At 74.7% G+C, this 23,582-nt stretch carries 15 protein-coding genes; 6 read left to right on the top strand and 9 right to left on the bottom strand.

All coding sequences use genetic code 11. The features are described from left to right. Positions 1–459 precede the first annotated feature (459 nt). From ABEB07_RS10510 to ABEB07_RS10485, 6 genes are all read left to right on the top strand, one after another. Positions 460–4,032, top strand: coding sequence for an SCO5717 family growth-regulating ATPase (locus tag ABEB07_RS10510; RefSeq protein WP_345668024.1), 3,573 nt, complete (start codon positions 460–462; stop codon positions 4,030–4,032). Positions 4,033–4,453: 421 nt separating this feature from the next. Further along, positions 4,454–6,358: an ABC transporter substrate-binding protein gene (locus ABEB07_RS10505; RefSeq protein WP_345668022.1), complete on the top strand. Its 1,905-nt coding sequence runs from the start codon at positions 4,454–4,456 to the stop codon at positions 6,356–6,358. Between the two features lie 12 nt (positions 6,359–6,370). After that, on the top strand, positions 6,371–7,447 hold the full coding sequence (locus tag ABEB07_RS10500; protein WP_345668020.1) for an ABC transporter permease: 1,077 nt from the start codon (positions 6,371–6,373) through the stop codon (positions 7,445–7,447). Beyond that, positions 7,444–8,406, top strand: a complete 963-nt coding sequence (locus ABEB07_RS10495) for an ABC transporter permease (protein ID WP_345668018.1) — start codon at positions 7,444–7,446, stop codon at positions 8,404–8,406. The genes ABEB07_RS10500 and ABEB07_RS10495 overlap by 4 nt, the downstream gene beginning before the upstream one ends. Beyond that, positions 8,403–9,401, top strand: a complete 999-nt coding sequence (locus tag ABEB07_RS10490; RefSeq protein WP_176150741.1) for an ABC transporter ATP-binding protein — start codon at positions 8,403–8,405, stop codon at positions 9,399–9,401. The genes ABEB07_RS10495 and ABEB07_RS10490 overlap by 4 nt, the downstream gene beginning before the upstream one ends. Beyond that, entirely contained in the window at positions 9,398–10,456 is a 1,059-nt protein-coding gene (locus ABEB07_RS10485) for an ABC transporter ATP-binding protein (RefSeq protein WP_345668017.1), read from the top strand. Before ABEB07_RS10490 ends, ABEB07_RS10485 begins: the two co-directional genes overlap by 4 nt. A gap of 305 nt (positions 10,457–10,761) precedes the next feature. On the opposite strand, the gene ABEB07_RS10480 is transcribed toward ABEB07_RS10485, so the two are convergent. The 9 genes from ABEB07_RS10480 to rimP all read right to left on the bottom strand — a co-directional run bounded on the left by ABEB07_RS10480 (position 10,762) and on the right by rimP (position 23,523). Beyond that, positions 10,762–11,709: a bifunctional riboflavin kinase/FAD synthetase gene (locus tag ABEB07_RS10480; protein WP_164584179.1), complete on the bottom strand. Its 948-nt coding sequence runs from the start codon at positions 11,707–11,709 to the stop codon at positions 10,762–10,764. A 214-nt stretch (positions 11,710–11,923) separates the two neighbouring features. Further along, positions 11,924–16,141, bottom strand: a complete 4,218-nt coding sequence (locus ABEB07_RS10475) for a trypsin-like peptidase domain-containing protein (protein ID WP_345668016.1) — start codon at positions 16,139–16,141, stop codon at positions 11,924–11,926. Between the two features lie 263 nt (positions 16,142–16,404). Next, positions 16,405–17,310, bottom strand: a complete 906-nt coding sequence (truB, locus tag ABEB07_RS10470) for a tRNA pseudouridine(55) synthase TruB (protein WP_345668015.1) — start codon at positions 17,308–17,310, stop codon at positions 16,405–16,407. Continuing rightward, complete coding sequence (gene rbfA / locus ABEB07_RS10465) at positions 17,307–17,774, bottom strand: 30S ribosome-binding factor RbfA (protein WP_164587727.1); 468 nt, start codon at positions 17,772–17,774, stop codon at positions 17,307–17,309. The genes truB and rbfA overlap by 4 nt, the downstream gene beginning before the upstream one ends. Positions 17,775–17,865: 91 nt before the next feature. Continuing rightward, positions 17,866–18,162 carry a DUF503 domain-containing protein gene (locus ABEB07_RS10460; RefSeq protein ID WP_164587726.1) on the bottom strand — a complete coding sequence of 99 codons (297 nt, stop codon included), beginning with the start codon at positions 18,160–18,162 and terminating at the stop codon, positions 17,866–17,868. Positions 18,163–18,403: 241 nt separating this feature from the next. Then, entirely contained in the window at positions 18,404–21,475 is a 3,072-nt protein-coding gene (infB, locus tag ABEB07_RS10455) for a translation initiation factor IF-2 (RefSeq protein ID WP_345668014.1), read from the bottom strand. Between the two features lie 150 nt (positions 21,476–21,625). Beyond that, complete coding sequence (locus ABEB07_RS10450; protein ID WP_164585122.1) at positions 21,626–21,922, bottom strand: DUF448 domain-containing protein; 297 nt, start codon at positions 21,920–21,922, stop codon at positions 21,626–21,628. Positions 21,923–22,024: 102 nt separating this feature from the next. Beyond that, a complete protein-coding gene (nusA, locus tag ABEB07_RS10445; RefSeq protein ID WP_164585123.1) occupies positions 22,025–23,011 on the bottom strand; it encodes a transcription termination factor NusA in 987 nt (328 codons plus the stop codon). Between the two features lie 2 nt (positions 23,012–23,013). Then, a complete protein-coding gene (gene rimP / locus ABEB07_RS10440) occupies positions 23,014–23,523 on the bottom strand; it encodes a ribosome maturation factor RimP (protein ID WP_164585124.1) in 510 nt (169 codons plus the stop codon). Between the last annotated feature and the right edge of the window lie 59 nt (positions 23,524–23,582).

The following is a 23,582-nucleotide window of genomic DNA, read 5'->3' as shown; positions in this document are numbered from 1 at the left end:
GGGAGCAAGGGCACGCGCGCGGGCGTCGTCGGGGCGGCGGGGTGGTGAACGGGGATGCGGGTGACCGGGATTGGGTGAGGGTGACCGGTTCGTCCCCCTGTTTCGGGCGGGTTGGCGTCGCGTCTGCCGCCGTTTCGGTGCGGTGGGCGACCGTCCCCATGGTGATGTTCCGTCCGGTTTCGACCAGTTGCCGGGGATGCGGGCGGGCCCGCCGGGGCGCGGCGTCGTGTCGCTGACGGGTGCGGAGGGCTGGACGGGCCTGCCGTGAGCGCGCTTGTGGTGATTAGGCTGGGACCGGGCGCCACATCAGAACCCGCGGCTGAGCCGTCGGCGCCCCGGGGGAGGCCGGGCGGGCCGGATCGGTTCCGTTCCGCCGGCGACCGCTTCCGACCGACCCCAATGGACGCCAACGGTCGCCCCAGCACGGCATGAGGGTGCTCGACCACACCAGGAGGAACTGTGAACAGCGATCGGGACGGGAACCGCGGGGGCTGGGCCACGCCTGGCGACGACCAGTCCGACGCGGCGTCCGCCGTGGAGGCGACGGGCGAGTTCACCATCGACTACGCCCCGCCGGCCTGGTACACGCAGAACTCGTCGGGCTCGGGCGGCGACGCCCAGCAGTCCGCGCCGGCCGCCGCGGCCACCCCGGCGACCCCGCCGCCGCCCCCGCCGGTCGGTCCGCCGGTCCAGCTGCCCGATCCGCCGCCGGGCAGCGGTTTCCAGCCCGCCTGGACGCCGCCGCCCGCCGTCGCCCCTCCGGCCCCGGACGCGGAGCCCGCCGACAACGGCGACCTCGTCAGCGGCGCGACGATGCGGATCTCCGCGGCGGCGCTGAAGCGGGAGTTCGCGGAGCGGGACGCCGCGAAGGGGATCGTCGACCCGGCGGCGGGCGAGGACGCGGTGCCGCCGGGAGCGGCGGACGACTCCGCGAGCGGCTCCCTGAGCGGCTCCGCGGACGGCGCCGCCGACGGGCCCGGTGAGGCGGCGGCCGTGGCCGGCGGTACGGCTCCGGGCACGGAGGACGGTGTCGCGGCGGCCTTTGGCGACACATCCGCCGAGGCCGACGCGGAAGCCGTGGCCGGCGAGGACGTACGGGCGGACGACGGCGAGGACGTACGGGCGGACGGCGGGCACGACGCCGAGGCGGTCCCCGAGGCCGAGCGCGCCGCCGCGGCGGCGGCCGGGAGCGGTTCCGGGTCCGGCGCCGACGAGGACGGTGACGACGGCTCCGGCACGGACGCGGCCGGCGACGCCGAGGAGTCGGCCGGTGCCGCGCCGGTCGCGGACGGCGTCCCCGACGACGTGCCCGCCGCGCAGGACGACGCGACGCCCGCCGGGTCGGACGACGACGTACGGGACGCCGTGGCCGAGCCGGCTCCCGACTCCGAAGGCGAGGGCGACGCCGCCGTCGTCCCGGCCCCGGCGGACGACGTGCGGGACGCCGTTCCGGCGGCGGCCGCCGAGGACGCCGTCGCGGAGACGCCGCAGGGGTGGGGGCCGCCGCCGGTGCCGCAGAACACGGTTCCGCCGCTTCCGCCGGCCTACCGGCCCGCCGCTCCGGCCGCCGCGGCGCAGTGGCCCGCGCAGCCCCAGCCCGGTCAGCCCCAGCAGGCTCAGCCTCCGGCGCCCCCTCAGCAGCCTCCCTTCCAGCCGCAGGCCCCGCAGCCCGCGCCGACCGGGTGGAACCCGCAGGGCGTGCCCCAGCCGGGCGCGACACCCACTCCCCCGGCGCCGCCCGCCGGTTACGGCTTCCCGCAGCCCGCCGCGCAGCAGCCCGCGCCGACCGGCCCGGCACAGAGCGGCTACGGCTTCCCGCAGCCCCCGAACACCCCCAACCCGCCCGCACAGCACGCCGGTTACGGCTTCCCGCCGCCCGCCGCGCAGCAGCCCGTGCCGACCGGCCCGGCACAGAGCGGCTACGGCTTCCCGCAGCCCCCGAACACGCCCAACCCGCCCGCACAGCACGGCGGTTACGGCTTCCCGCCACCGCCCGCGCCCCAGCCTCCCCAGGAGGGGCAGCCGCAGGACCGGCCGGACGCGGGCCCTCGCCCCGACCCGGCGGCCGACCCCTCGACCGCCGCCCCGCAGACAGCCCCGCAGCAAGCAGCCCCGCAGCAGGGAACCGACGCGCAGGGCACGCCCCGGGCCGCGCAGCCCCAGACGGCCGACCCCCGCGCCGCGCAGCCACAAGCCGCGCAGCCCCAAACGGCGCAGCCCCAGGCCGCGCAGCCTCAGGCGTGGGCGCCGCAGCAGCCCGTCGATCCCCGCACCGGTACCGCCTGGCCGCAGCCGATCCAGCACGACCAGCGGCAGCCGACCAACCCCGGTGCCGCGCCGCTCGGTTACACGGCCGCCGTGGAGCTGTCCTCCGACCGGCTGCTCAACAACAAGAAGCAGAAGGCGCGCAGCACCCGTCCGGCCGCGGCCGGCTCGCGCTTCCGGATCGGCGCCAAGAAGGAGGAGGCCGAGCGGCAGCGCAAACTGGAGCTGATCCGTACGCCGGTGCTGTCCTGCTACCGGATCGCGGTCATCAGCCTCAAGGGCGGCGTCGGCAAGACGACGACCACGACCGCGCTCGGCTCCACGCTGGCGACCGAACGGCAGGACAAGATCCTCGCCATCGACGCCAACCCGGACGCCGGCACGCTCGGCCGCCGGGTGCGCCGGGAGACCGGCGCCACCATCCGCGACCTGGTGCAGGCGATCCCGTACCTCAACTCGTACATGGACATCCGGCGGTTCACGTCGCAGGCGCCCTCCGGACTGGAGATCATCGCCAACGACGTCGACCCGGCCGTGTCCACGACGTTCAACGACGAGGACTACCGGCGCGCGATCGACGTGCTGGGCAACCAGTACCCGATCATCCTGACCGACTCCGGCACCGGTCTGCTCTACAGCGCGATGCGCGGGGTGCTGGACCTCGCCGACCAGCTCATCATCATCTCCACGCCCTCCGTGGACGGCGCCTCCAGTGCCAGTACGACGCTGGACTGGCTGTCCGCGCACGGGTACGCCGACCTCGTCTCGCGCTCCCTCACCGTGATCTCCGGGGTGCGCGAGACCGGCAAGATGATCAAGGTGGAGGACATCGTCACCCACTTCGAGACGCGCTGCCGCGGGGTCGTCGTGGTGCCGTTCGACGAGCACCTGGCGGCGGGCGCCGAGGTGAACCTCGACATGATGCGGCCGAAGGTGCGCGAGGCGTACTTCCAGCTGGCGGCGCTGGTGGCCGAGGACTTCGTCCGGCACCAGCAGGCGCACGGGCTGTGGACCTCGGACGGCAACCCGCCCCCGGTGGCGGCCCCGCCGATGCCGGGCCAGTCCGCGCCGGGCCAGCCGATGCCGGGCCAGCCCTACCCCGGTCAGCAGCCCTACGCCGGCCAGCCGGGCCAGGGCTACCCGGCCCAGCAGCCCTACCCGGCCCAGCCCGGCCAGCCCATGCCGGGCCAGACCGCACCGACCCCCTACTCCGGTCAGCCCGGACAGCCCGGACAGCCGGCCCCGTACGGCCAACCGGGGCAGTACGGCCAACCCCCCGCCCCGGACCAGCAGGGCCAGCAGGGCCAGACCGGGTATCCGGGCCAGCCCGGACAACCCGGCCAGCCCGCGCCGGGCCAGTTCGCACCCCAGGCCCCGGCACAGCCGCAGCCGTACGGGCAGCCGTACGGGCAGCCCGGCCAGCCGCCCCAGCCGCAGGGACAGCCGGGCCAGACCGGACAGCCGCCCTACCTCCAGCAGCCCGGCCAGCAGCCCTACCCCCAGCAACCCGGCCAGCAGCCGATGCCTCCGGGGCAGGTCCAGCCTTACCCGGGCCAGCCGTACCCCGGTCAGCCGCCGGCTCCGGGCCAGTTCGCGGCCCAGCCGCAACCGCAGCCCCAGCCGTACGCACAGCCCGGCGAGCCGGGACAACCCGGCCGGCCCTACCCGCCGCAGCCCGCCCAGGACAGCCAGGGCGGCCAGACCCCGCCGCCCCCTGCCCCGCAGAACCCGCAGAACCCGCAGCACCCGCAGCACCCGCAGCAGTAGCCCGAAAGCACCAGACCGAGCACCGGAACGAGCACCCGACCGCCGCCGCCCAGCGGCAACCGGGTGATTCCCAGGCCCGCGCCGTCCCCGACGGCGCGGGCCTTCGCGCGTGCGCGGGCAGAACGGCGAAAACACGCCGCCACGCCCTCACCAGGAGGGCGTCAGTGGTCTCGACCAATGGGAGCAACATCGTGGTCAACTCGTTGTTTCCGCAGGCCACATGGGGTTTGGCAAACCGTTGACGCGCGCAGACTGCCGCTGATAGACACTCACTTCATTCCGCCGGCGCGCCACCCGATCAAGGTCCTTCCAGCTCGTTCACGCCCTTCCACTCCGTTTCGGCCTGTTCACATCTGTTCGAAGCCCGCCCCGCGCGGGGCGCACCCCGCCCCGCGCGTGCGATGACGCGAGGTCACGAGCCATGAACACAGAAGATCAGCACGGCAGAGGACGTACCGGACCCCGCCCGAGGAGAGCACGGCTCCTCGCCGCGGCCGGCGCCGCCGCCCTCCTCCTCGCGTCCGGCCTCGCGGCCCCGGCGGCCTCGGCCGCGCAACAGGCCGGCAACACCCAGCAGGGGCAGGAGCAGGCACAGGGGCAGGGGCAGGGGCACGGCGGCAAGGTGCTCACCGTGGCCGTGGCGCAGAGCGTCGACTCGCTCAGCCCGTTCCTGGCCGTACGGCTGCTCAGCACCAGCGTCAGCCGGCTGATGTACGAGTACCTGACGAACTACGACCCCAAGGACGCCCACGCCGTCCCGGGTCTGGCCACCAAGTGGGAGTCGTCGCCGGACAAGCTGACCTGGACGTACACGATCCGCTCGAACTCGAAGTGGTCGGACGGGCAGCAGGTCACCGCCGAGGACGCGGCCTGGACGTTCAACAAGATGATGACCGACCCGGGCGCCGCCACCGCCAACGGCAGCTTCGTCGGCAACTTCGCGAAGGTCACCGCGCCCAGCCCCGCCCAGCTGGTGATCCGGCTGAAGAAGCCGCAGGCCACGATGACCGCGCTCGACGTGCCGATCGTGCCCAAGCACGTGTGGGAGAAGGTCCAGGACTTCTCGAAGTTCAACAACGACAAGAGCTTCCCGATCGTCGGGAACGGGCCGTTCGTCCTCACCGACTACAAGCCGGACAGCTATGTGAAGCTGAAGGCCAACAAGGACTTCTGGCGGGGCGCGCCGAAGTTCGACGAACTGGTGTTCCGTTACTACAAGGACCAGGACGCCGCCGTGGCCGCCCTGCGCAAGGGCGAGGTCTCCTTCGTGGCCGGCTCGCCGTCGCTCACCCCGGCGCAGGCGGCCTCGCTCAAGGGCGACAAGGACATCCACGTCAACGAGGGCCCGGGCCGCCGCTTCTACGCGCTGGCCACCAACCCGGGCGCGCAGGCCAAGGACGGCACGAAGTTCGGCGACGGGGACCCCTCGCTGCTGGACGAGCGGGTGCGGCACGCGCTGTTCATGGCGGTGGACCGCAGGACGATCGTCGACAAGGTCTTCCAGGGCCACGCCGTCCAGGGCCAGGGCTACATCCCGCCGCGCTTCTCGTCGTACTACTGGCAGCCGTCCGCCGGGCAGGACCTGGCGTACGACCCGGCGAAGGCCGGGCAGCTGCTCGACCAGGCGGGTTACCGGAAGAACGCCGACGGCAAGCGGGTCGGCAAGGACGGCAAGCCGCTGAACTACCGCGTGCTGTGCCACGCCACCGACCCGAACGACAAGGCGGTCGGGAAATACCTCCAGGAGTGGTGGGGCAAGATCGGCGTCGGGGTCAGCCTCGACTGCCTGGACAACGTGACCGACCCGTGGCTGGCCGGCAAGTACGACCTCGCCTTCGACGGCTGGTCGGTCAACCCCGACCCCGACTTCGTGCTCTCCATCCACACCTGCGCCGCCCGCCCGCAGACCCCGAAGGACACCGGGGCCACCGACAACTTCATCTGCGACAAGACGTACGACGACCTGTACGCCCGGCAGCTCGCCGAGTACGACCCCGCCAAACGGGCGGACCTCGTCAAGCAGATGGAGTCCCGGCTGTACGACCTGGGATACATGAACGTCATGGCCTATCCGAACGCGGTCGAGGCCTACCGCACGGACCAGATCAAGTCGATCACCACCATGCCGTCCGCCGCGGGCAACATCTACGGCCAGGACGGCTACTGGAGCTGGTGGTCGGCGGTGCCGGCCGACTCCGACGGCTCCTCCGGCGGCGGCACGTCCACCGGCGTGGTGATCGGGATCGTCGCCGGGGTCGTCGTCCTCGGCGGGCTCGCGGTGCTCTTCGCGGTGCGCCGCCGGTCCACCGCGGAAGACCGCGAGTAGGGACGCGTACCGATGACCGCTGAAGCGACACCCTCGGCCCTGGACGCGGCCGTCGCCGGCCCGGGCGGTTCCGGTCCGGCCGCGGCCGGGCGCGCCCGGTCCGGCCGCCCCGGCGCCGGGTACGCCCGCTACGTGGCCGGCAAGCTGGGCGGCGCCGCCGTCTCGCTGCTGGCCGTGCTCGTCACCAGTTTCTTCCTGTTCCGGCTGATCCCGGGCGACCCGGTGAAGTTCATGACCGGGGGCCGCCCGGTCTCGGCCGGGCAGATCGCCGCCTACCGGCGGGAGTTCGGCCTCGACCTGCCGATGTGGCGGCAGTTCACGCAGTACTGCGGCAAGGCGCTCACCGGGGACCTGGGCACCTCGTACCAGTTCCACGTGCCGGTCACCGACAAGATCACCGAGGCGCTGCCGAACACGCTGCTGCTCACCGGCACGGCCTTCGTCCTCTACACGGCGCTGGGCGTCTTCCTCGGCACCCGCTCGGCGTGGCGGCACGGCCGGCTCGGCGACCGGTTCCACACCGGTCTCGCGCTGACCCTGTACTCCATCCCGTCGTTCTGGCTGGGGCTGCTGCTGATCATCGTGCTGTCGGTCGGCGCGGGCCCGGTCCCGGGCCTGTTCCCGACCGGGGGCATGGAGTCGGGCGGCAAGGAGGGCTTCGCCTACGTCGTGGACGTCGTCCACCATCTGGTGCTGCCGGTGGTGACGCTGGTCGCGGTGGAGTACGGGCAGACGCTGCTGGTCACCCGGTCGGCGCTGCTGGACGAGATGGGCGGCGACTATCTGACCACCGCGCGGGCCAAGGGGCTGCGCGACGATCTGGTCAGGCGCCGGCACGCCGTGCCGAACGCCATGCTGCCGACCGTGACGCTGATCTTCGTCAACCTCGGGCGGACCGTGGCGGGCGTCATCCTGGTCGAGACGGTCTTCTCCTGGCCGGGGCTCGGCGGACTGTTCTACCAGGCGCTGAGCGTGCCCGACCTGCCGCTGGTGCAGGGGCTGTTCTTCGTCTTCGCCGCGGCGGTGATCATCATGAACACCCTCGCCGACCTGCTGTATCCGCTGCTCGATCCGAGGGTGGGCCGATGACGAGTGCCGAGACCACCGAGGCCGCCGAGCCCACCGGGGCGGCCGGGGCCGATGGGGCCGCCCCGGGCCCGGGCCCGCGCGCGCTCTCCTGGCAGCGCCGGCGGGCCTCCGCCGCCCGCTTCTGGCGCGCGTTCCGCACACACCGCGCGGGCGTGGTCGGGCTGGCCGCGCTGGTGCTGTTCGCGCTGGTCGCGCTCACCGCGCCGCTGACCGTCGGGTCGGACGTGGCGAGCGTGACGGCCGCGCCGGGGCAGCCCCTGCAGAGCCCGAGCGGTCACTTCCCGCTCGGCACCGACCAGTTCGGGCGCGACCTGCTGGGGCTGGTGATCTGGGGATCACGGGTGTCGCTGCTGGTGGGGCTGCTGGCGGCGGTGCTGTCGGTGGCGATCGGCGCGGTCATCGGGATCACGGCGGGCCACTTCCGCGGCTGGTACGCCACGGTGCTGATGCGGGTCACCGACTGGTTCCTGGTGATGCCGACGCTGGTGCTCGCCATCGCGCTGGCCACCGTGCTGTCGCGCTCGCTCGGCACGGTCGTGCTCGCCATCGGCGTCACCACCTGGCCGACCACCGCGCGGCTGGTGCGGGCGCAGACGCTGGCGGTGGAGTCCCGGCCGTACATCGAGCGCGCCAAGGCGCTCGGCGGCGGGCACTGGCACATCATGTCCCGGCACGTGCTGCCGAACGTGATGCCGCTGGTCCTCGCTCAGACCACCCTGATCATCTCCTCGGCGATCCTGGCCGAGGCGACGCTCGCCTTCCTCGGGCTCGGCGACCCGACGGTCGTCTCCTGGGGCGGGCTGCTCCAGGACGCGCGGGAGGCGGGGGCGGTCAGCTCCGGCGACTGGTGGTACCTGGTGCCGCCGGGCATCGCCATCGCGGTCGTCGCGCTGGCGTTCACGCTGTGCGGGCGCGCGGTCGAGTCCGTCCTCAACCCCAGGCTGGGGGTGTCGCGTTGAGCCTGCTCGACGTACGCGATCTGCACGTGACGTATCCGGGCGGGGCCGCCGCCGTGCGCGGGGTCGACCTGGCGCTGGCGGCGGGCGAGAAGCTCGGCGTCGCCGGGGAGTCCGGGTGCGGGAAGTCCACGCTGGCGCTGGCCCTGCTGCGGCTGCTGCCGGCCGGGGCGCGCGTCGGCGGGGAGATCCTGCTGGACGGCGAGGACGTGCTCACGATGAAGTGGGGGCGGGTGCGCGCGGTGCGCTGGGCGGGCGCGTCCATCGTCTTCCAGGGCGCGATGCACTCCCTCAACGCCGTGCACCGGATCGGCGACCAGATCGCCGAACCGATTCTGCTGCACAGGAAGGCGAGCGCGGCGGGCGCCCGGAAGCGGGCCGGCGAGCTGCTGGAGCAGGTGGGGCTGCCGGCGGCCCGGGCGAGCGCGTATCCGCACGAGCTGTCCGGCGGGCAGCGCCAGCGCGTGATGATCGCGATGGCGCTGGCCTGCGATCCGCGGCTGATCATCGCGGACGAGCCCACCACCGCGCTGGACGTGATGATCCAGGCCCAGATCCTGCGGCTGATCGAGGAACTGGTGAGCGAGCAGGACGTGGGCCTCATCATGATCAGCCACGATCTGGCCGTCCTCGCCGACACCTGCGACCGGCTCGCGGTGATGTACGCGGGCCGGGTGGTCGAGGAGGGCCCGGCCCGGCAGGTCTACGACGACGCCCGGCACCCCTACGGCCGGGCCCTGTCGGAGGCGTTCCCGCGCATCGGCGACCCGGCCTCCCGGTTCGCGCCGCGCGGGCTGCCCGGCGATCCGCCGGACCCGGCGGCCGTGCCGTCCGGGTGCGCGTTCCATCCGCGCTGCCCGGTCGCCCTCGACCGGTGCGCCACCGAGGACCAGGCGCTGCGGGCGGCGGGCGCGGGCCGGCGGGCGGCGTGCGTGCACGTGGCCGGAGAGGTCCCGGCGGCCGGGGCGGAGGCGGAAGTGAGGAGCGGCACCGTATGACGAGCGCGACGACGAACACGACGACGAGCACGCCGGCGCTGCTGAGCGTGGCGGACCTGCGCATCGCCTTCCCCGGGCGCAACGGCGCGCCGCCCGCCCGGGCCGTGGACGGGGTGGACCTCGACATCCGGCCCGGCGAGATCGTGGCACTGGTCGGCGAGTCGGGGTGCGGCAAGACGACGCTGGCCCGCTCCCTGCTGGGCCTGGTCCCGCCGACCTCGGGCCGCATCCTGTTCGACGGCGCACCGCTCGCCTCCTCCGCACGGGCGCTGAAGGCGTACCGCAAGCGGGCGCAGCTGGTCCTCCAGGACCCGAACGGGTCGCTGAACCCCCGGCACACGGTCTACGACGCGGTCGCCGAGGGCCTGCGCATCCACGGCTACGGCGGTGACGAGCGGGCGGCGGTCGCCGGGGCCCTGGCGCGGGCCGGGCTGCGCCCGCCGGAACGGTTCTTCCTGCGCTACCCGCACGAGCTGTCCGGCGGCCAGCGGCAGCGGGTGGTGATCGCGGGCGCGCTGGTGCTGGAGCCCGAACTGCTCGTCGCCGACGAGCCGGTGGCCTCGCTCGACGCCTCGGTGCGCGGCGAGATCCTCGCGCTGCTGCTGCGGCTGCGCGCCGAACTCGGGCTGTCCGCGCTGGTGGTGACGCACGATCTGGGGCTGGCCTGGAACATCGCCGACCGGGTGGCGGTGATGTACCTGGGCCGGATCGTGGAGACGGGCGAGGTCGAGCAGGTGCTCACCGCGCCCCGGCACCCCTACACGCAGGCGCTGTTGTCCGTGCTGCCGGAGGCCCCGGGCGCCCCGGTGGTCCTCACCGGCGAACCGCCCGACCCCTCCCGCGTCCCCGGCGGCTGCCGTTTCCACGCCCGCTGCCAGATCCTGGCGGGCGGCGAGGCGGAACGCGCGGGCGTCGCCGACGCCTGCCGGAGCCAGGACCCGGGGATCCTGACGGGCGGCGGCACGGCCCAGGTCGCCTGCCACTGGGCACACGCCCGGGCGGGCGCGGAGACGGGGGCGGGAACGGGCGCGGAGAGGGCGACGCCCGCCCAGTGACGGGGGCGGGTGCGGGTGCGGGGGTTCCGGCGCCTCGGCGGGGCGGGACGCCCGCGTCCCGGCGGGGCGGGGCGCCTATGCCTCGCTGGGGCGGGGCGCCTATGCCTCGCTGGGGCGCGGAACCTACGCCTCGCCGGGGCGGGATGGCTGTGCCTCGGCGAAGTGGGGCGGCCGCGCCTTGAGGGAGGTGGGATCCGCCCGCGTCTTGAGGGGGCGGGGCCCGCCTGCGCCTTGAGGGGGCGGGTCCTGCGCCTTGAGGGACGGGTCCCGCCTGCGCCGTGAGGGACGGGTCCCGCCCGCGTCTGCTAGGCGTCCGCCGCGATGATCTCGCGGCACTTCTTGACGTCCTCGGCCATCGTCTCCAGCAGGGCGTCCAGCGAGTCGAACTTGGCCTGGCCGCGGACGAAGGCCAGGAAGTCGACGGCGACGTGCAGGCCGTACAGGTCGAGGCCGACCCGGTCGATGGCGTACGCCTCCACCGTGCGCTCGGTGCCGTCGAACTGCGGGTTGGTGCCGACGGAGATCGCGGCCGGCATCACCTCGCCCTGGGCGTGCAGATAGCCGGCGTAGACGCCGTCGGCGGGGGTCGCGGTGTGCGGGAGGGTCTCGACGTTGGCGGTCGGGAAGCCCAGTTCTCGGCCGCGCTGCGCGCCGCGCACGACGACGCCCTCGACGCGGTGCGGGCGGCCCAGGATCTCGCGGGCGCCGCCGACGTCGCCCTCGGCGACCAGGCGCCGGGTCAGGGTGGAGGAGAACGGTTCGCCGCCGCCCGCGGAGCCGGTGACGTACAGGTCGACGACCTCGACCTCGAAGTCGTGGAGCTTGCCCTGCTCGGCCAGGAAGTCGACGTTCCCGGCGGCCTTGTGGCCGAAGCGGAAGTTCGGGCCCTCGACGACCGCCTTGGCGTGCAGCCGGTCGACCAGCACCTTGACCACGAAGTCGGCCGGGGACAGCCGCGAGAACTCGGTGGTGAACGGGAGCACCAGCACCGCGTCCACGCCCAGGTCCGCCATCAGTTCGGCGCGGCGGTGGTGCGGGGCCAGCAGCGGCGGGTGGCTGCCGGGGCGGACGACCTCGCTGGGGTGCGGGTCGAAGGTGACGACCACGGCCGGGACGCCCAGTTCGCGGGCGCGGTTCACGGCGTGCTCGATGATGAGCTGGTGGCCTCGGTGGACTCCGTCGTAGGAGCCGATGGTGACGACGCTGCGCCCCCAGTCCTGGGGGATGTCCTCCAAGCCACGCCAGCGCTGCACTGTGACCGCTCCTCGTCGAACCCGTGTCCGTGTTGCCTTGGTTGCCTTGCTGCTTGTCCGCGGGGCTGCTCGTCCGCAGGTCTAAGGGTGCCATGCCCGGCGCCCCCCGCCCGCATCGGCATGGGGGCTGTGACGGGGCGCACGTCACCGGGCCGGCGGTGCGCCGTCCGCCGGCCGCGCCGGCCGCCGGTCGGGCGCGGGCCGGGACCGCCGGTCAGGCGAGGGCGGGGGCCGCCGCGAGGTCCAGCAGGGTACGGCGGGCGCTGGGGCCCACCACCGCGGTCCAGTCCTGCGGGGCGTCGGTCAGCCAGCCCGCCACGCGGGCGGCGAAGCCGGGCACGTGCCGGCCCAGCTCCGTCAGGGCGCGGTCGAAGACGGCCGCGCCTTGAGGGGTGCGGACGAGGAGCAGGCCGATGCGCCGGACGAGGTCGCCGAGGTCCTCCTCGGCGCCGCGGGCGGCGGTGTGCAGCACCGCGTCCAGCACGGCCGGGTCGCTCTCGTGGGCCAGCAGCGAGTCGAGCAGTGCCCGGCGCGTCCCCTGGCGGTCCGGGGCGCCGGGCGTGGCGAGGACGCCGCCCAGCGCGGCCCGCAGGGGTGTGGGACCGCCCTCCAGGAGGCCGGTAACCAGCGGGAACAGCGCCGAGCGCGCGACCGGACCGGACTGGAGCCGCCGGTCGACGTGGGCGGCCACCTGTCCGGCGGTGTCGGGCCGGTGCGCCACCGCCGCGCTGATCAGGGCGGCCACGCGCGGAGCGAGCGCGGCCGGGGCCGCATCGGCCAGGACCCGCAGCGCCTCCGCCGCACCGCCGCCGGGCCCGTGCCGCAGGCGTTCGCCGAAGGCGGCGAGGACCGCCTCGGGGTGGGTGACCAGGGCGGGGGCCAGCGCGCTCGGCGGCAGGTTCGCGTCGCCGGTGGCGAAGTGCCGCAGCGCCCGCGGCAGATGGCGGGCGCGGGTGCGCGGGTCGGCGACGAGGAGGGCGAGCGCGCCGCCGTGCAGGGCGGCGTCGGCGGGCCGGGCGAGCAGGGTCAGCGCGGCCTCGCGCAGCGCTTCGAGGTCGGCGTCGGTGCGGACGTGCTCGACGGTGCGCAGGGCGTGCGTCACCGCGGCGGCGCGCCGGTCCGGGCGTGCGTCGCGCGCCCACCGGGCGACCGCACGGCAGAGCAGGGCCGGCTCCTCCTCGGCGAGCGCGGCGAGCAGTTCGTCGGCCCGCTCGTGCGCGGACTCGACCAGGGTCTCGGTGAGGTCGTCCGGGGCGCGGTGCCGGTGGGTGTGCAGCAGCGCCTGGGCGGCCGTGGCCACGGTGGCGTCCGGCGCGGCGGGCAGCGGCCGCTCGTCGTCGAACCAGCGGACGAGATGCGGTTGCACGGCCACCGGATCGGCGGCCAGCAGCCGGGCGGCGGCGTCGAGATAGCGGACCGGGCGGGGAGCGGGGGGCGCGCAGGGCGCGGGGGGCTCCGGTGGCGCGGACGGTGGGGCCAGGAGCGAGCCCTGCGCGCTCCGGGAGTGCTGAGAGGACTGGACGCGGTCGGGTGCGCCGTGCGCGCCCGGCGCTTCCCGCGGGCCGGGTGAGGGCCGCGCGGAGACCGGCCCCTGCGCGACTCCCCCGTTGTCCGCGGAAGCGGGCCCTACCGCGTACGCGAGGGCCGGATGCGCGGAGCCGGTCGGCACGTGGGCCGGTCGGTCGGCGTCGAGAGGCGCGGGACCCGAGTGCGCGGCACCGGCGCTCTCCGCGTGCGGCAGCCCCCGGGGCGCCGGATCGGTCGGCAGGAGGCGGCGGAGGAGGTCGCAGTGGTCGGCCGGCGGCAGGTGCAGCGCGGTCCAGAAGCCGGGTCCGAAGCCGTCCGGCACCGGCAGTTCGCACTGCTGCCAGGCCACGATCCGCTCCGCGAGCAGCCGCAGCACACCGGCGTAGGGCCGCGCGTCCGGCACGCGCAGCAGGACGCCGGTGAGCAGCCGGGACGGCCACCAGGCGCCGGGGTCCACGTCCAGCGCGCACACCAGTTCCTCCAGCCGGACGGCGAGCCGCCGGGTGCCGTGCTGGCGGGCCAGGAGCAGCAGGGCGTGGACGACGGGGCCGATGCGGTGGTGCGGCACGGGCGGCACGGGGCGTGTCTCGCCGGGGATGTGCCGTTTGTGGACCAGGACGCGCAGCGCCTCGTCCAGGTCGAGGTGGGCGCCCTGGATCCAGTCGGCCAGTTCCTCGTGGGCGAAGCGGTAGCCGTCGCCGGCCGGGACGAGCAGGCCCTCGGTGAGGACGGCGGAGGCCCAGCCGGTGCCGCCGCCGAGCCGGGCGGGCGCGGGCCCCCACGGGAACACCGCCTCGAACGTCGCCCGGTCCAGCTCCCCACCGGGGCCGAGGCTGCGGCGGGCGGCCTCGTGCACCTGCCCGCAGACCCGGGCCGCGAGCCGCCGTACGGCGGTGCCGCGCAGGTCGTTCTCGGCGGCGAGGCGGACGGCGACGCGCAGGCACATCAGGTCGAGGTGGGCGGCGAGGACGTCGGCGCGGTCGAGCGGGGGGTGGCCGGGCAGGCCGGGCAGGGCCGCGCGCACCTCGGCGAGGAGGCGGAGGGTGAGGGGGTGGCCGGCGTCGGCGTCGACCAGGGCGCCGTCCGGGACGCCGTAGCGCAGGCGGGCCCGGCGGGCCTCGTCCGGTGTGAGGTCGCCCAGGCGCAGCCCGGGCGGCGGCTCGGTGGGGGCGGCGCGTACGTCGTCCTGCGGGGCGGGGGTGTGCAGCAGGCCGGCCGGGAAGCGGGCGGCCGCGCTCTCCCAGTACTCCTCCCGGCACGCCACCACCAGGCGCGCGCCGGTTCCGCGCAGCCACCGCGCGGTGCCGTCCGTCCACTCGGCCAGCCGGTGGTCCAGGGCGGCGGGCATCTCCTCGGGCCCGTCCAGCAGGAGCAGCAGCGGACGGCCGTGGGCGTGCGCCAGCCGGGCGACGCGCGCCGGGGTGAGGTCGGCCAGTTCGGTGGGGAAGGGGACGCGGGCGGCGGCGACGATCCGGGCCGCGCGGTCCAGGGCGCGGTCCGCCGCGTCCGCCACGCCGTCGTCCGCACCGTCCAGGTCGGCGCCGCGCAACCACAGCGTGGGGGTGGGGGCGTCGCCCCGGGCGCGGCGGCCGGTGAGGGCGGCGAGTTCGGTCGTGCGGCCGCTGCCGGGCGCTCCGACGAGCCCGAGCACGACCGACGGGCCGGCGCCGAAGGCGTCCAACTCCCTTGCTGTTTCGGCGCGTTCGACGCGGATCGGGAATCTGCCGGGGTGGTGGGCAGTGGGGGTGCGCGGGGCCGTCTCGGTGTCGGCCGGCCACGACAGGCGGGCGCCGTCCGCCGCCGGAAGGCCCGCGACCGGGATGTCCGGGCCACCGGGTCCTGGGGCGGGGGCGGGCAGGGAGGGCGGCGCGCCGGGGCCGGAGGGCGGCGGGGATGCGGGCGCCGTCCGCAGGGCCGGGTGGGCGTACGGTCCGGCGCACCCGGAGAACAGGGTGTGGGCCGTGGGCGCGGCGGGGGCGGCGTGCCGGGGCAGGGCGTCCTGGGGGCCGTCCTGGGCCACCGAGGTGGCCGTCAGCTCCAGGACCGCCGCGAGGTTGAGGTCGGGGCCGTAGGCGGGGACGGTGGCCGCGTTGCGGGCGAGCAGGTCGGCGAGCGGGCCCTCGGTCAGGGCCGTGCCGCCCGCCCGCGCGGGGCCGGGCGACGGCGCGCGCAGCGGGACGGCGAAGCGGGCGTCGCGGTCGCCGGAGCGCAGCGCCGTGCCGAGGACGGCCACGACGGCTCCGGTCGCCGCGTCCAGCACCGGACCGCCGGCCGTGCCGCCGCCCCGGCGCAGCGCGTCCCGGCCCGCCGTGCCGATGGCCAGTTCCAGCGCCCCGTCCAGGAGATGGCGGCCCTCGGTGGCGGTGTACGTCACGGAGGCCGGGCCGAGGACGCGGGCCTCGCGCCAGCCGCCGGCCGCGATCCGTACGTAGGCGCCGGTGCCGACGGCGTCCCGGGCGGTGACGGGGAGCGGCTCCACGCCGAGGCCCTCGGTCCGTACGAGGGCGAGGTCCAGTTCGGGCAGCGGTGTCACCGCGTCGGCGCCCACCACGCAGGATCTGCCGCCCGCGCCCGGCGCGTGCAGCACGAGCCGGGTGAGGCCGTCGACGGCCTCGTGACTGGTGAGGACCGTGCCGTAGTGGTCGGCGGCGAAGCCGGTGCCGCGCGGGCGGCCGGCGAGGTCGCGGAGGCAGACCAGGGAGGCGTCCAGGGCGCGGTCGAGGGCGTCGGCGGGGGCCTGCCGCCGGCTCGCCCCGGCGGTGGGCTCCGTGTCACCGCCGGCCGGCGCCGGGACGATCCCGCCCGTCGTGGTGCGCGCGCCCGGTCCGGCCGGTTCGCCGCCCGTGCGGTCGCCGCCCGGCCGGCGGGCGGGCGCGGCCGTGGTCCGCGCGTCGTGTGCCGCCATGGTCGTGCCTCCCGCCGTGTCGCCGCACCTTCGTGTCCGGATGCTCCGACGGTAGGCAGGAAATGATCAGCGGGAAAGATCGCGCGGTGAACGCGCCCCCTCGCACTCCCCCGGTTCACTCCGAGCGCCCGCGCGGTCGGGTGAATAGCGCGGCGTGGCGGGACGCACCCTAGGAGTGGGGGAACCGGGGGAGATCGTGGAGCGGCGGCCACAGGGGGTCCTGTGGCCGCCGCTCCACGGCAGGCGGACGGGTCCGCCGGGCGTCAGCCGAAGACGGCCAGGCTCTTGGCCTTGCCCCGCTGCTCCTCCACCAGGGCCAGCAGGCGGCCCTCGGGGGTGAACACGGCGACGGAGCCGCGGCCCGCGTACTCGTCGGGCATCTCCAGGCGGACGCCGTTGGCGAGCAGCCCGGCGCGGCGGGTGTCGACGTCCCAGCGCGGGAACGCCGCGGCGGCGGCCTCGGCGACCGGCATGACGGTCAGCTCCTGCTGGAGCTGGTCCAGGGTCTTCGCCGCGTCCAGCTTGTACGGGCCGACGCGGGTGCGGCGCAGCGCGGTGAGGTGGCCGCCGACGCCGAGGTCGGCGCCCAGGTCGCGGGCGAGGGCGCGGATGTAGGTGCCGGAGGAGCACACCACCGAGACGACCAGGTCGAGCACGGGGGTGCCGTCGGCGGCGACGGCGTCCCTCAGGTCGTACACCTGGAAGGAGGAGACGGTCACCGGGCGGGCCGGGATCTCGAACTCCTCGCCCTCGCGGGCCCGCTTGTAGGAGCGCACGCCGTTGATCTTGATGGCGCTGACCTTGGACGGCACCTGCATGATGCCGCCGGTCAGCTTGGCGACGGCCGTGTCGATGGCCTCGCGGGTGATCCCGGAGGCGTCGGCGGCGGAGGTGATCTCGCCCTCGGCGTCGTCGGTCAGGGTGTTCTGCCCGAGGCGGACGGTGCCGACGTACTCCTTCTCGGTCAGCGCGAGGTGGCCGAGAAGCTTGGTGGCCCGCTCCACGCCGAGGACGAGGACGCCCGTCGCCATGGGGTCGAGGGTGCCGGCGTGGCCGACGCGGCGGGTCTTGGCGATCCCGCGCATCTTGGCCACGACGTCGTGCGAAGTGAAGCCCGACGGCTTGTCGACGATGACAAGGCCGTCGGGCGGGGTGGGCTTGCTGGTCATTCGGTGGTGTCGTCCGTCTCGTCGGCGTCGGCCCCGTCTTCCTCACCGGGCTTCCGGTAGGGGTCCGCCCCGCCGGCGTACGCGGCGCCCGCGGACTTCTCGCGCACCGCGGCGTCGGACTGACGCGCCTTGTCGAGGAGGTCCTCGATGGTGCGGGCGGTGTCCGGGAGGGCGTCCGCGACGAAGGTGAGGGTGGGGGTGAACTTCACGCCGGCCGCACGGCCGACCTCGGAGCGCAGGACGCCCTTGGCGCTCTCCAGGCCGGCCGCGGCGGCCTGGCGCTCCTCGTCGTCGCCGTAGACCGTGTAGAAGACGGTCGCCTCCCGCAGGTCGCCCGTGACCCGGGTGTCCGTGATGGTGACGTGCGAGCCGAGCCGCGGGTCCTTGATCCCGCGCTGCAGCTTCTGGGCCACCACCTCTCGGATGAGGTCCGCCAGCCTTTTCGCCCGCGCGTTGTCGGCCACTGGTCCGTCTCCCGTTCTTTCTTCTTCTGCGTTCTGTCGGGTGGTGCGGTGGGGTGCGGCGCGCACCGCGCCGTACGGCCCGCTGGGGGCCTCAGTCGTCGTCCTCGCCGTGGATGCGGCGTCGTACGGACAGCAGCTCCACCTCGGGGCGGCCGGCGACGAGCCGTTCGCACCGGTCCAGCACGTCGGTCAGGTGCGTCGCGTCGCCGGAGACCGCGGCCAGGCCGATGACGGCCCGCCGGTGGAGGTTCATGTGGTCCACCTCGGCCACGCTCACCGCGTACTTGCGCTGGAGCTCGGCGACGATCGGGCGGACGACGGAGCGCTTCTCCTTCAGCGAGTGGACGTCGCCGAGGAGCAGGTCGAAGGACAGAGTCCCCACGTACATGTGTGTGCCGGGTTGCCCGCCGGTGCGGGGTCGATGCTCCTGCCTCGGTGCGGGCAGGGACATCAAGAACGGTACCGCGATCCCGGCGCGGGCTCGACGGGGTTTCCTCCCGCCCGGCCCGGCGCCCGGGTCCCGGCCGTTCCGGCGGTGCGGCCGTGGGGTGCGGGCGTGGGCCCGGACACGGCCGCACCGGCCGGCGGGAACCAGGTCCCGCCGGCCGGTGCCGAGGCTCCGTGGGGTGTTACGCCCGCGGCTTCTCGCGCATCTCGTACGTCGCGATGACGTCGTCGATCTTGATGTCGTTGAAGTTTCCGAGGTTGATACCGCCCTCGAAGCCTTCGCGGATCTCGGTGACGTCGTCCTTGAAGCGACGCAGACCCTCGATGTTGAGGTTCTCCGCGATGACCTTGCCATCGCGCAGGAGGCGCGCCTTGGTGTTGCGCTTGACCTCGCCGGAGCGGATGAGGACACCCGCGATGTTGCCCAGCTTGGACGAGCGGAAGACCTCGCGGATCTCCGCCGTACCCAGCTCGACCTCTTCGTACTCCGGCTTGAGCATGCCCTTGAGGGCCGCCTCGATCTCCTCGATCGCCTGGTAGATGACCGAGTAGTACCGGACGTCCACGCCTTCGCGCTCGGCCATCTGCTGCGCACGGCCGGCCGCGCGCACGTTGAAGCCGATCACGATGGCGTCGGAGCCCATCGCCAGGTCGATGTCGGACTCCGTGACCGCACCGACGCCGCGGTGCAGGACGCGGATGTCGACCTCTTCGCCGACGTCCAGCTGGAGCAGGGAGGATTCCAGAGCCTCGACCGATCCGGACGCGTCGCCCTTGATGATCAGGTTCAGCTGCTGGACCTCGCCGGCCTTGAGCACCTTGTCCAGGTCCTCCAGCGACACGCGGCGCGTGCGCTTGGCGAACGCGGCGTTGCGCTCGCGGGCGGCGCGCTTCTCCGCGATCTGGCGGGCCGTACGGTCCTCCTCGACCACGATGAAGTTGTCGCCCGCACCCGGGACGTTGGTCAGGCCGAGGACCTGGACCGGCGTCGAGGGACCGGCCTCGGCGACGTTGTTGCCGTTGTCGTCGAGCATGGCGCGCACGCGGCCGTAGGCGTCGCCCACCACCATCGTGTCGCCGACCCGCAGGGTGCCGCGCTGGACGAGCACCGTCGCCACGGCGCCGCGGCCGCGGTCGAGACGGGACTCGATCGAGATGCCCTGCGCGTCCTGGTTCGGGTTGGCCCGCAGGTCGAGCGAGGCGTCGGCCGTGAGGATCACGGCCTCCAGCAGCGAGTCGATGTGCAGACCCTGCTTGGCGGAGATGTCGACGAACATGGTGTCGCCGCCGTACTCCTCGGCCACCAGGCCGTACTCGGTCAGCTGACCGCGCACCTTGGTCGGGTCGGCGCCCTCGACGTCGATCTTGTTGACCGCGACCACGATCGGCACGTCGGCCGCCTTGGCGTGGTTCAGCGCCTCGACCGTCTGCGGCATGACGCCGTCGTTGGCCGCGACGACGAGGATCGCGATGTCGGTCGACTTCGCACCGCGGGCACGCATGGCGGTGAACGCCTCGTGACCCGGGGTGTCGATGAAGGTGATCCGACGGTCCTCTTCGTTGACCTCGGTCGTGACCTGGTAGGCACCGATGTGCTGGGTGATGCCGCCGGCCTCGCCCGCGATGACGTTCGTCTTGCGGATGGCGTCGAGCAGGCGGGTCTTGCCGTGGTCGACGTGACCCATGACGGTGACGACCGGCGGGCGGACCACGAGGTCCTCCTCGCCGCCCTCGTCCTCGCCGAACTCCAGGTCGAAGGACTCGAGCAGCTCGCGGTCCTCCTCCTCCGGGCTGACGATCTGAACCGTGTAGTTCATCTCGTCCGCGAGGAGCTGGAGCGTCTCGTCGGAGACGGACTGCGTGGCCGTGACCATCTCGCCGAGGTTCATCATGACCGCGACGAGGGAGGCCGGGTTCGCGTTGATCTTCTCCGCGAAGTCGGTGAGCGACGCACCGCGCGACAGGCGAATGGCTTCGCCGTTGCCGCGAGGCAGCATCACGCCGCCGACCGACGGGGCCTGCATGGCCTCGTACTCCTGACGGCGCTGCCGCTTCGACTTGCGACCGCGACGCGCCGGACCGCCGGGACGGCCGAAGGCGCCCTGCGTGCCGCCACGGCCGCCGGGGCCGCCGGGACGACCGCCGAAGCCGGGGCCGCCGAGGCCGCCGCCGAAGCCGCCGCCGCCACCGGGACCGGGGCCGCCGGGACGACCGCCGAAGCCGCCGCCGCCACCGGGACGACCGCCGCCACCGCCGCCGCCGTAACCGCCGGCGAAGCCGCCGCCACCGGGACGACCGGCGCCGCCGCCGGGACGACCCGCACCGCCCGGACCCCGGCCGCCGGGGCCGGGACGCGGGCCGGCAGCGGGACGCTGCGGCATCATGCCGGGGTTCGGACGCGGGCCGCCGGGACGGGGACCGCCGGGACCGGCCTGCGGACGGGGCATCCCGCCCGGAGTCGGACGGGGACCGCCGGGACCGGCCTGCGGACGCGGACCGCCGCCCTGGGCGCCGGGCGCCTGCGGACGGGGACCGGCGCCGGGAGCACCCGGGCCGCCGGGCCGCTGGCCCTGCGGACGGGGCGCCTGCGGGCGCGCCATGCCGGTGGAGCCACCGGAGGTGAAGGGGTTGTTGCCCGGACGCGGACCGGCCGGACGACCGCCCGGACGGGGCGCCTGGCCACCGGGGCGCGGCGCGCCCTGGCCCGGACGGGCCTGACCCTGGCCCTGACCGCCGCCGGGACGGCCGCCGCCGGGCTTGGGAGCGCCGGGACGGGCGCCGCCGGGGCGGGCACCCTGCGAGGGGGCCGGGGACGGCGCCGGAGCCGACGGCGGAGCGGTGAACTCCGGCGTGGTGGGCGCGGCCGGGGCCGGACGCGGGGCGGGCTTGGGACCCGGCACCGGACGCGGGCCGGAAGCGGCCGGCGCGGGAGCCGAGGGTGCCGAAGGCGCCGCCGGCGGCTGGGCCGCGGCGGGCTTGGGGGCGGCCGGCGGCTTGGGAGCAGCCGGACGGGCCGCCTGCGCCGGGGAGGGCGCGGCGGGCCTGGGGGCGGCCTTCTTCGGGGCGCCCGGCTTGGCGGACCGGCCGCCGCCGTTGCCCTGCTGGAAGGCGTCTGTCAGTTTGCGTACTACGGGCGCCTCGATCGTCGAGGATGCCGATCGGACGAATTCACCGAGTTCCTGGAGCTTGGCCATGACGACCTTGCTCTCCACACCGAACTCCTTGGCGAGTTCGTATACCCGGACCTTAGCCACTTCGCTCCTTTGAGGTCCGGGTTGCGGCCGGACCGTCGCTAGTTCATGGGCGTACTCATCGCGTACTCATCGAGTGCTCATCGCAATCTCGACCTGCTTTCGACTCGCGAGGTACCAGGCCGCACGGGTTCTTCCGCACGACTTGTCTTCCTACCGTGTTGCCTGCTCGGCAACTGTTGTCCGCTCGACGTGCCGGCGCAACGCCTTTGTGTCGAGCGCTCCCGGGGCGCGCAGCGCCCGCGTGAACGCCCGGCGGCGCACCGCCTGGTCGAGACAGACCAGGGCGGGGTGTACGTACGCACCCCGGCCGGGCAGCGTACCGCGAGGATCGGGGACGCACTCGTCCTCGATCGCCACGATCCGCAGCAGTTCCGTCTTGGCCGCTCGTTCCCGGCACCCCACACAGGTGCGTTCAGGGCACACTCGGGCCCGTGTCCGGCCAGACACCGCTAAGTCTACCTCCCCGAACGCACCTCACCCCTTCGGGGCAGGATTCGCACACGTGCCGCGCCCAAACCTGTCGTGATCTGAGCGCCTTTCGGCCAGGATCTATTCCCCGGCCTGCTCGGTGTCCGGACGGATGTCGATGCGCCATCCGGTGAGCCGGGCGGCGAGCCGGGCGTTCTGGCCCTCCTTGCCGATGGCCAGCGACAGCTGGTAGTCCGGCACGGTGACCCGGGCCGAGCGGGCCGCCAGGTCCACGACCTCGACCTTGTGGACGCGGGCCGGGGACAGGGCGTTCGCCACCATCTCGGCCGGGTCGTCCGACCAGTCGACGATGTCGATCTTCTCGCCGTTCAGCTCGCCCATGACGTTGCGCACCCGGCCGCCCATCGGGCCGATGCAGGCGCCCTTGGCGTTCAGGCCCGAACGGGTGGACCGTACGGCGATCTTGGTGCGGTGGCCGGCCTCGCGGGCGATCGCGGCGATCTCCACCGAGCCGTCGGCGATCTCCGGGACCTCCAGGGCGAAGAGCTTCTTCACCAGGTTCGGGTGGGTGCGCGAAAGGGTGACGGACGGACCACGCACGCCCTTGGCCACCCGGACGACGTACGAGCGCAGCCGCATGCCGTGCGGGTACGTCTCGCCGGGGACCTGCTCCTGCACGGGCAGGATGGCCTCCAGCTTGCCGATGTCCACCAGGACGTTCTTCGGGTCGCGGCCCTGCTGCACCACACCGGTGACGATGTCGCCCTCGCGGCCGGCGTACTCGCCGAGCGTCGCGTCGTCCTCGGCGTCGCGCAGCCGCTGCAGGATGACCTGCTTGGCGGTGGTGGCGGCGATGCGGCCGAAGCCGGACGGGGTGTCGTCGAACTCGCGGGGCGCCTGGCCCTCCTCGATGTCCTCCGGGTCCTCCTTCGCCCACACGGTCACATGCCCGGTCTCCCGGTTGAGCTCCACGCGCGCGTGGCGGCGGCTTCCCTCGGTGCGGTGGTAGGCGATGAGGAGGGCCGACTCGATCGCCTCGACCAGCAGGTCGAAGGAGATCTCCTTCTCCCGCACCAAGCCCCGCAGGGCGCTCATGTCGATGTCCACGGCTACGCCTCCTCCTCTTTCTTCATGTCCTTGTCGTCCTTGCGGTTGAACTCGACCTGCACGCGCGCCCGGAGGACGTCCGGGAAGGCGACTCTGCGGGTCGTGGCCTTGCGGCCCTTGACTCCGGGCACCTCCAGGTCGAGCCCCTCGTCGTCCACCCCGAGGATCCTGGCCACCAGTTCGCCGCCCTCGGCCAGCTGGAACTTCGCCAGCCGGCCCGTGGCGCGCACGTAGTGCCGCTGTTCGGTGAGGAGGCGCTCGGCGCCGGGGGTGCCGACCTCGAGGGTGTACTCGCCCTCGCCCATCGCGTCCGACTCGTCGAGCTTCGCCGAGAGCGCGCGGCTCACATCGGCGATCCGGTCGAGGTCCGCTCCGGTGTCGGAGTCGACCACGACCCGCAGCACCCGCTTGCGGCCGACCGAGTCCACGGCGATCTCTTCGAGATCCAGGCCCTGGGAGGCGACGAGGGGTTCCAGCAGTTCCCGCAGCCTCTCGCTCTGGGTGGTGCTCATCCGGGTGACTCCTCGGCCGCGTGTGCTGTTGTGGGATGGTCGCGTGTCCGGTCAAAGGG

The sequence above is a fragment of the Streptomyces similanensis genome (genome assembly GCF_039543625.1).
Taxonomy (GTDB): Bacteria; Actinomycetota; Actinomycetes; order Streptomycetales; family Streptomycetaceae; genus Streptomyces; species Streptomyces similanensis.
The sequence above is the reverse complement of the archived record's forward strand: the minus strand, read 5'-3'. Positions and strand labels throughout refer to the sequence as shown.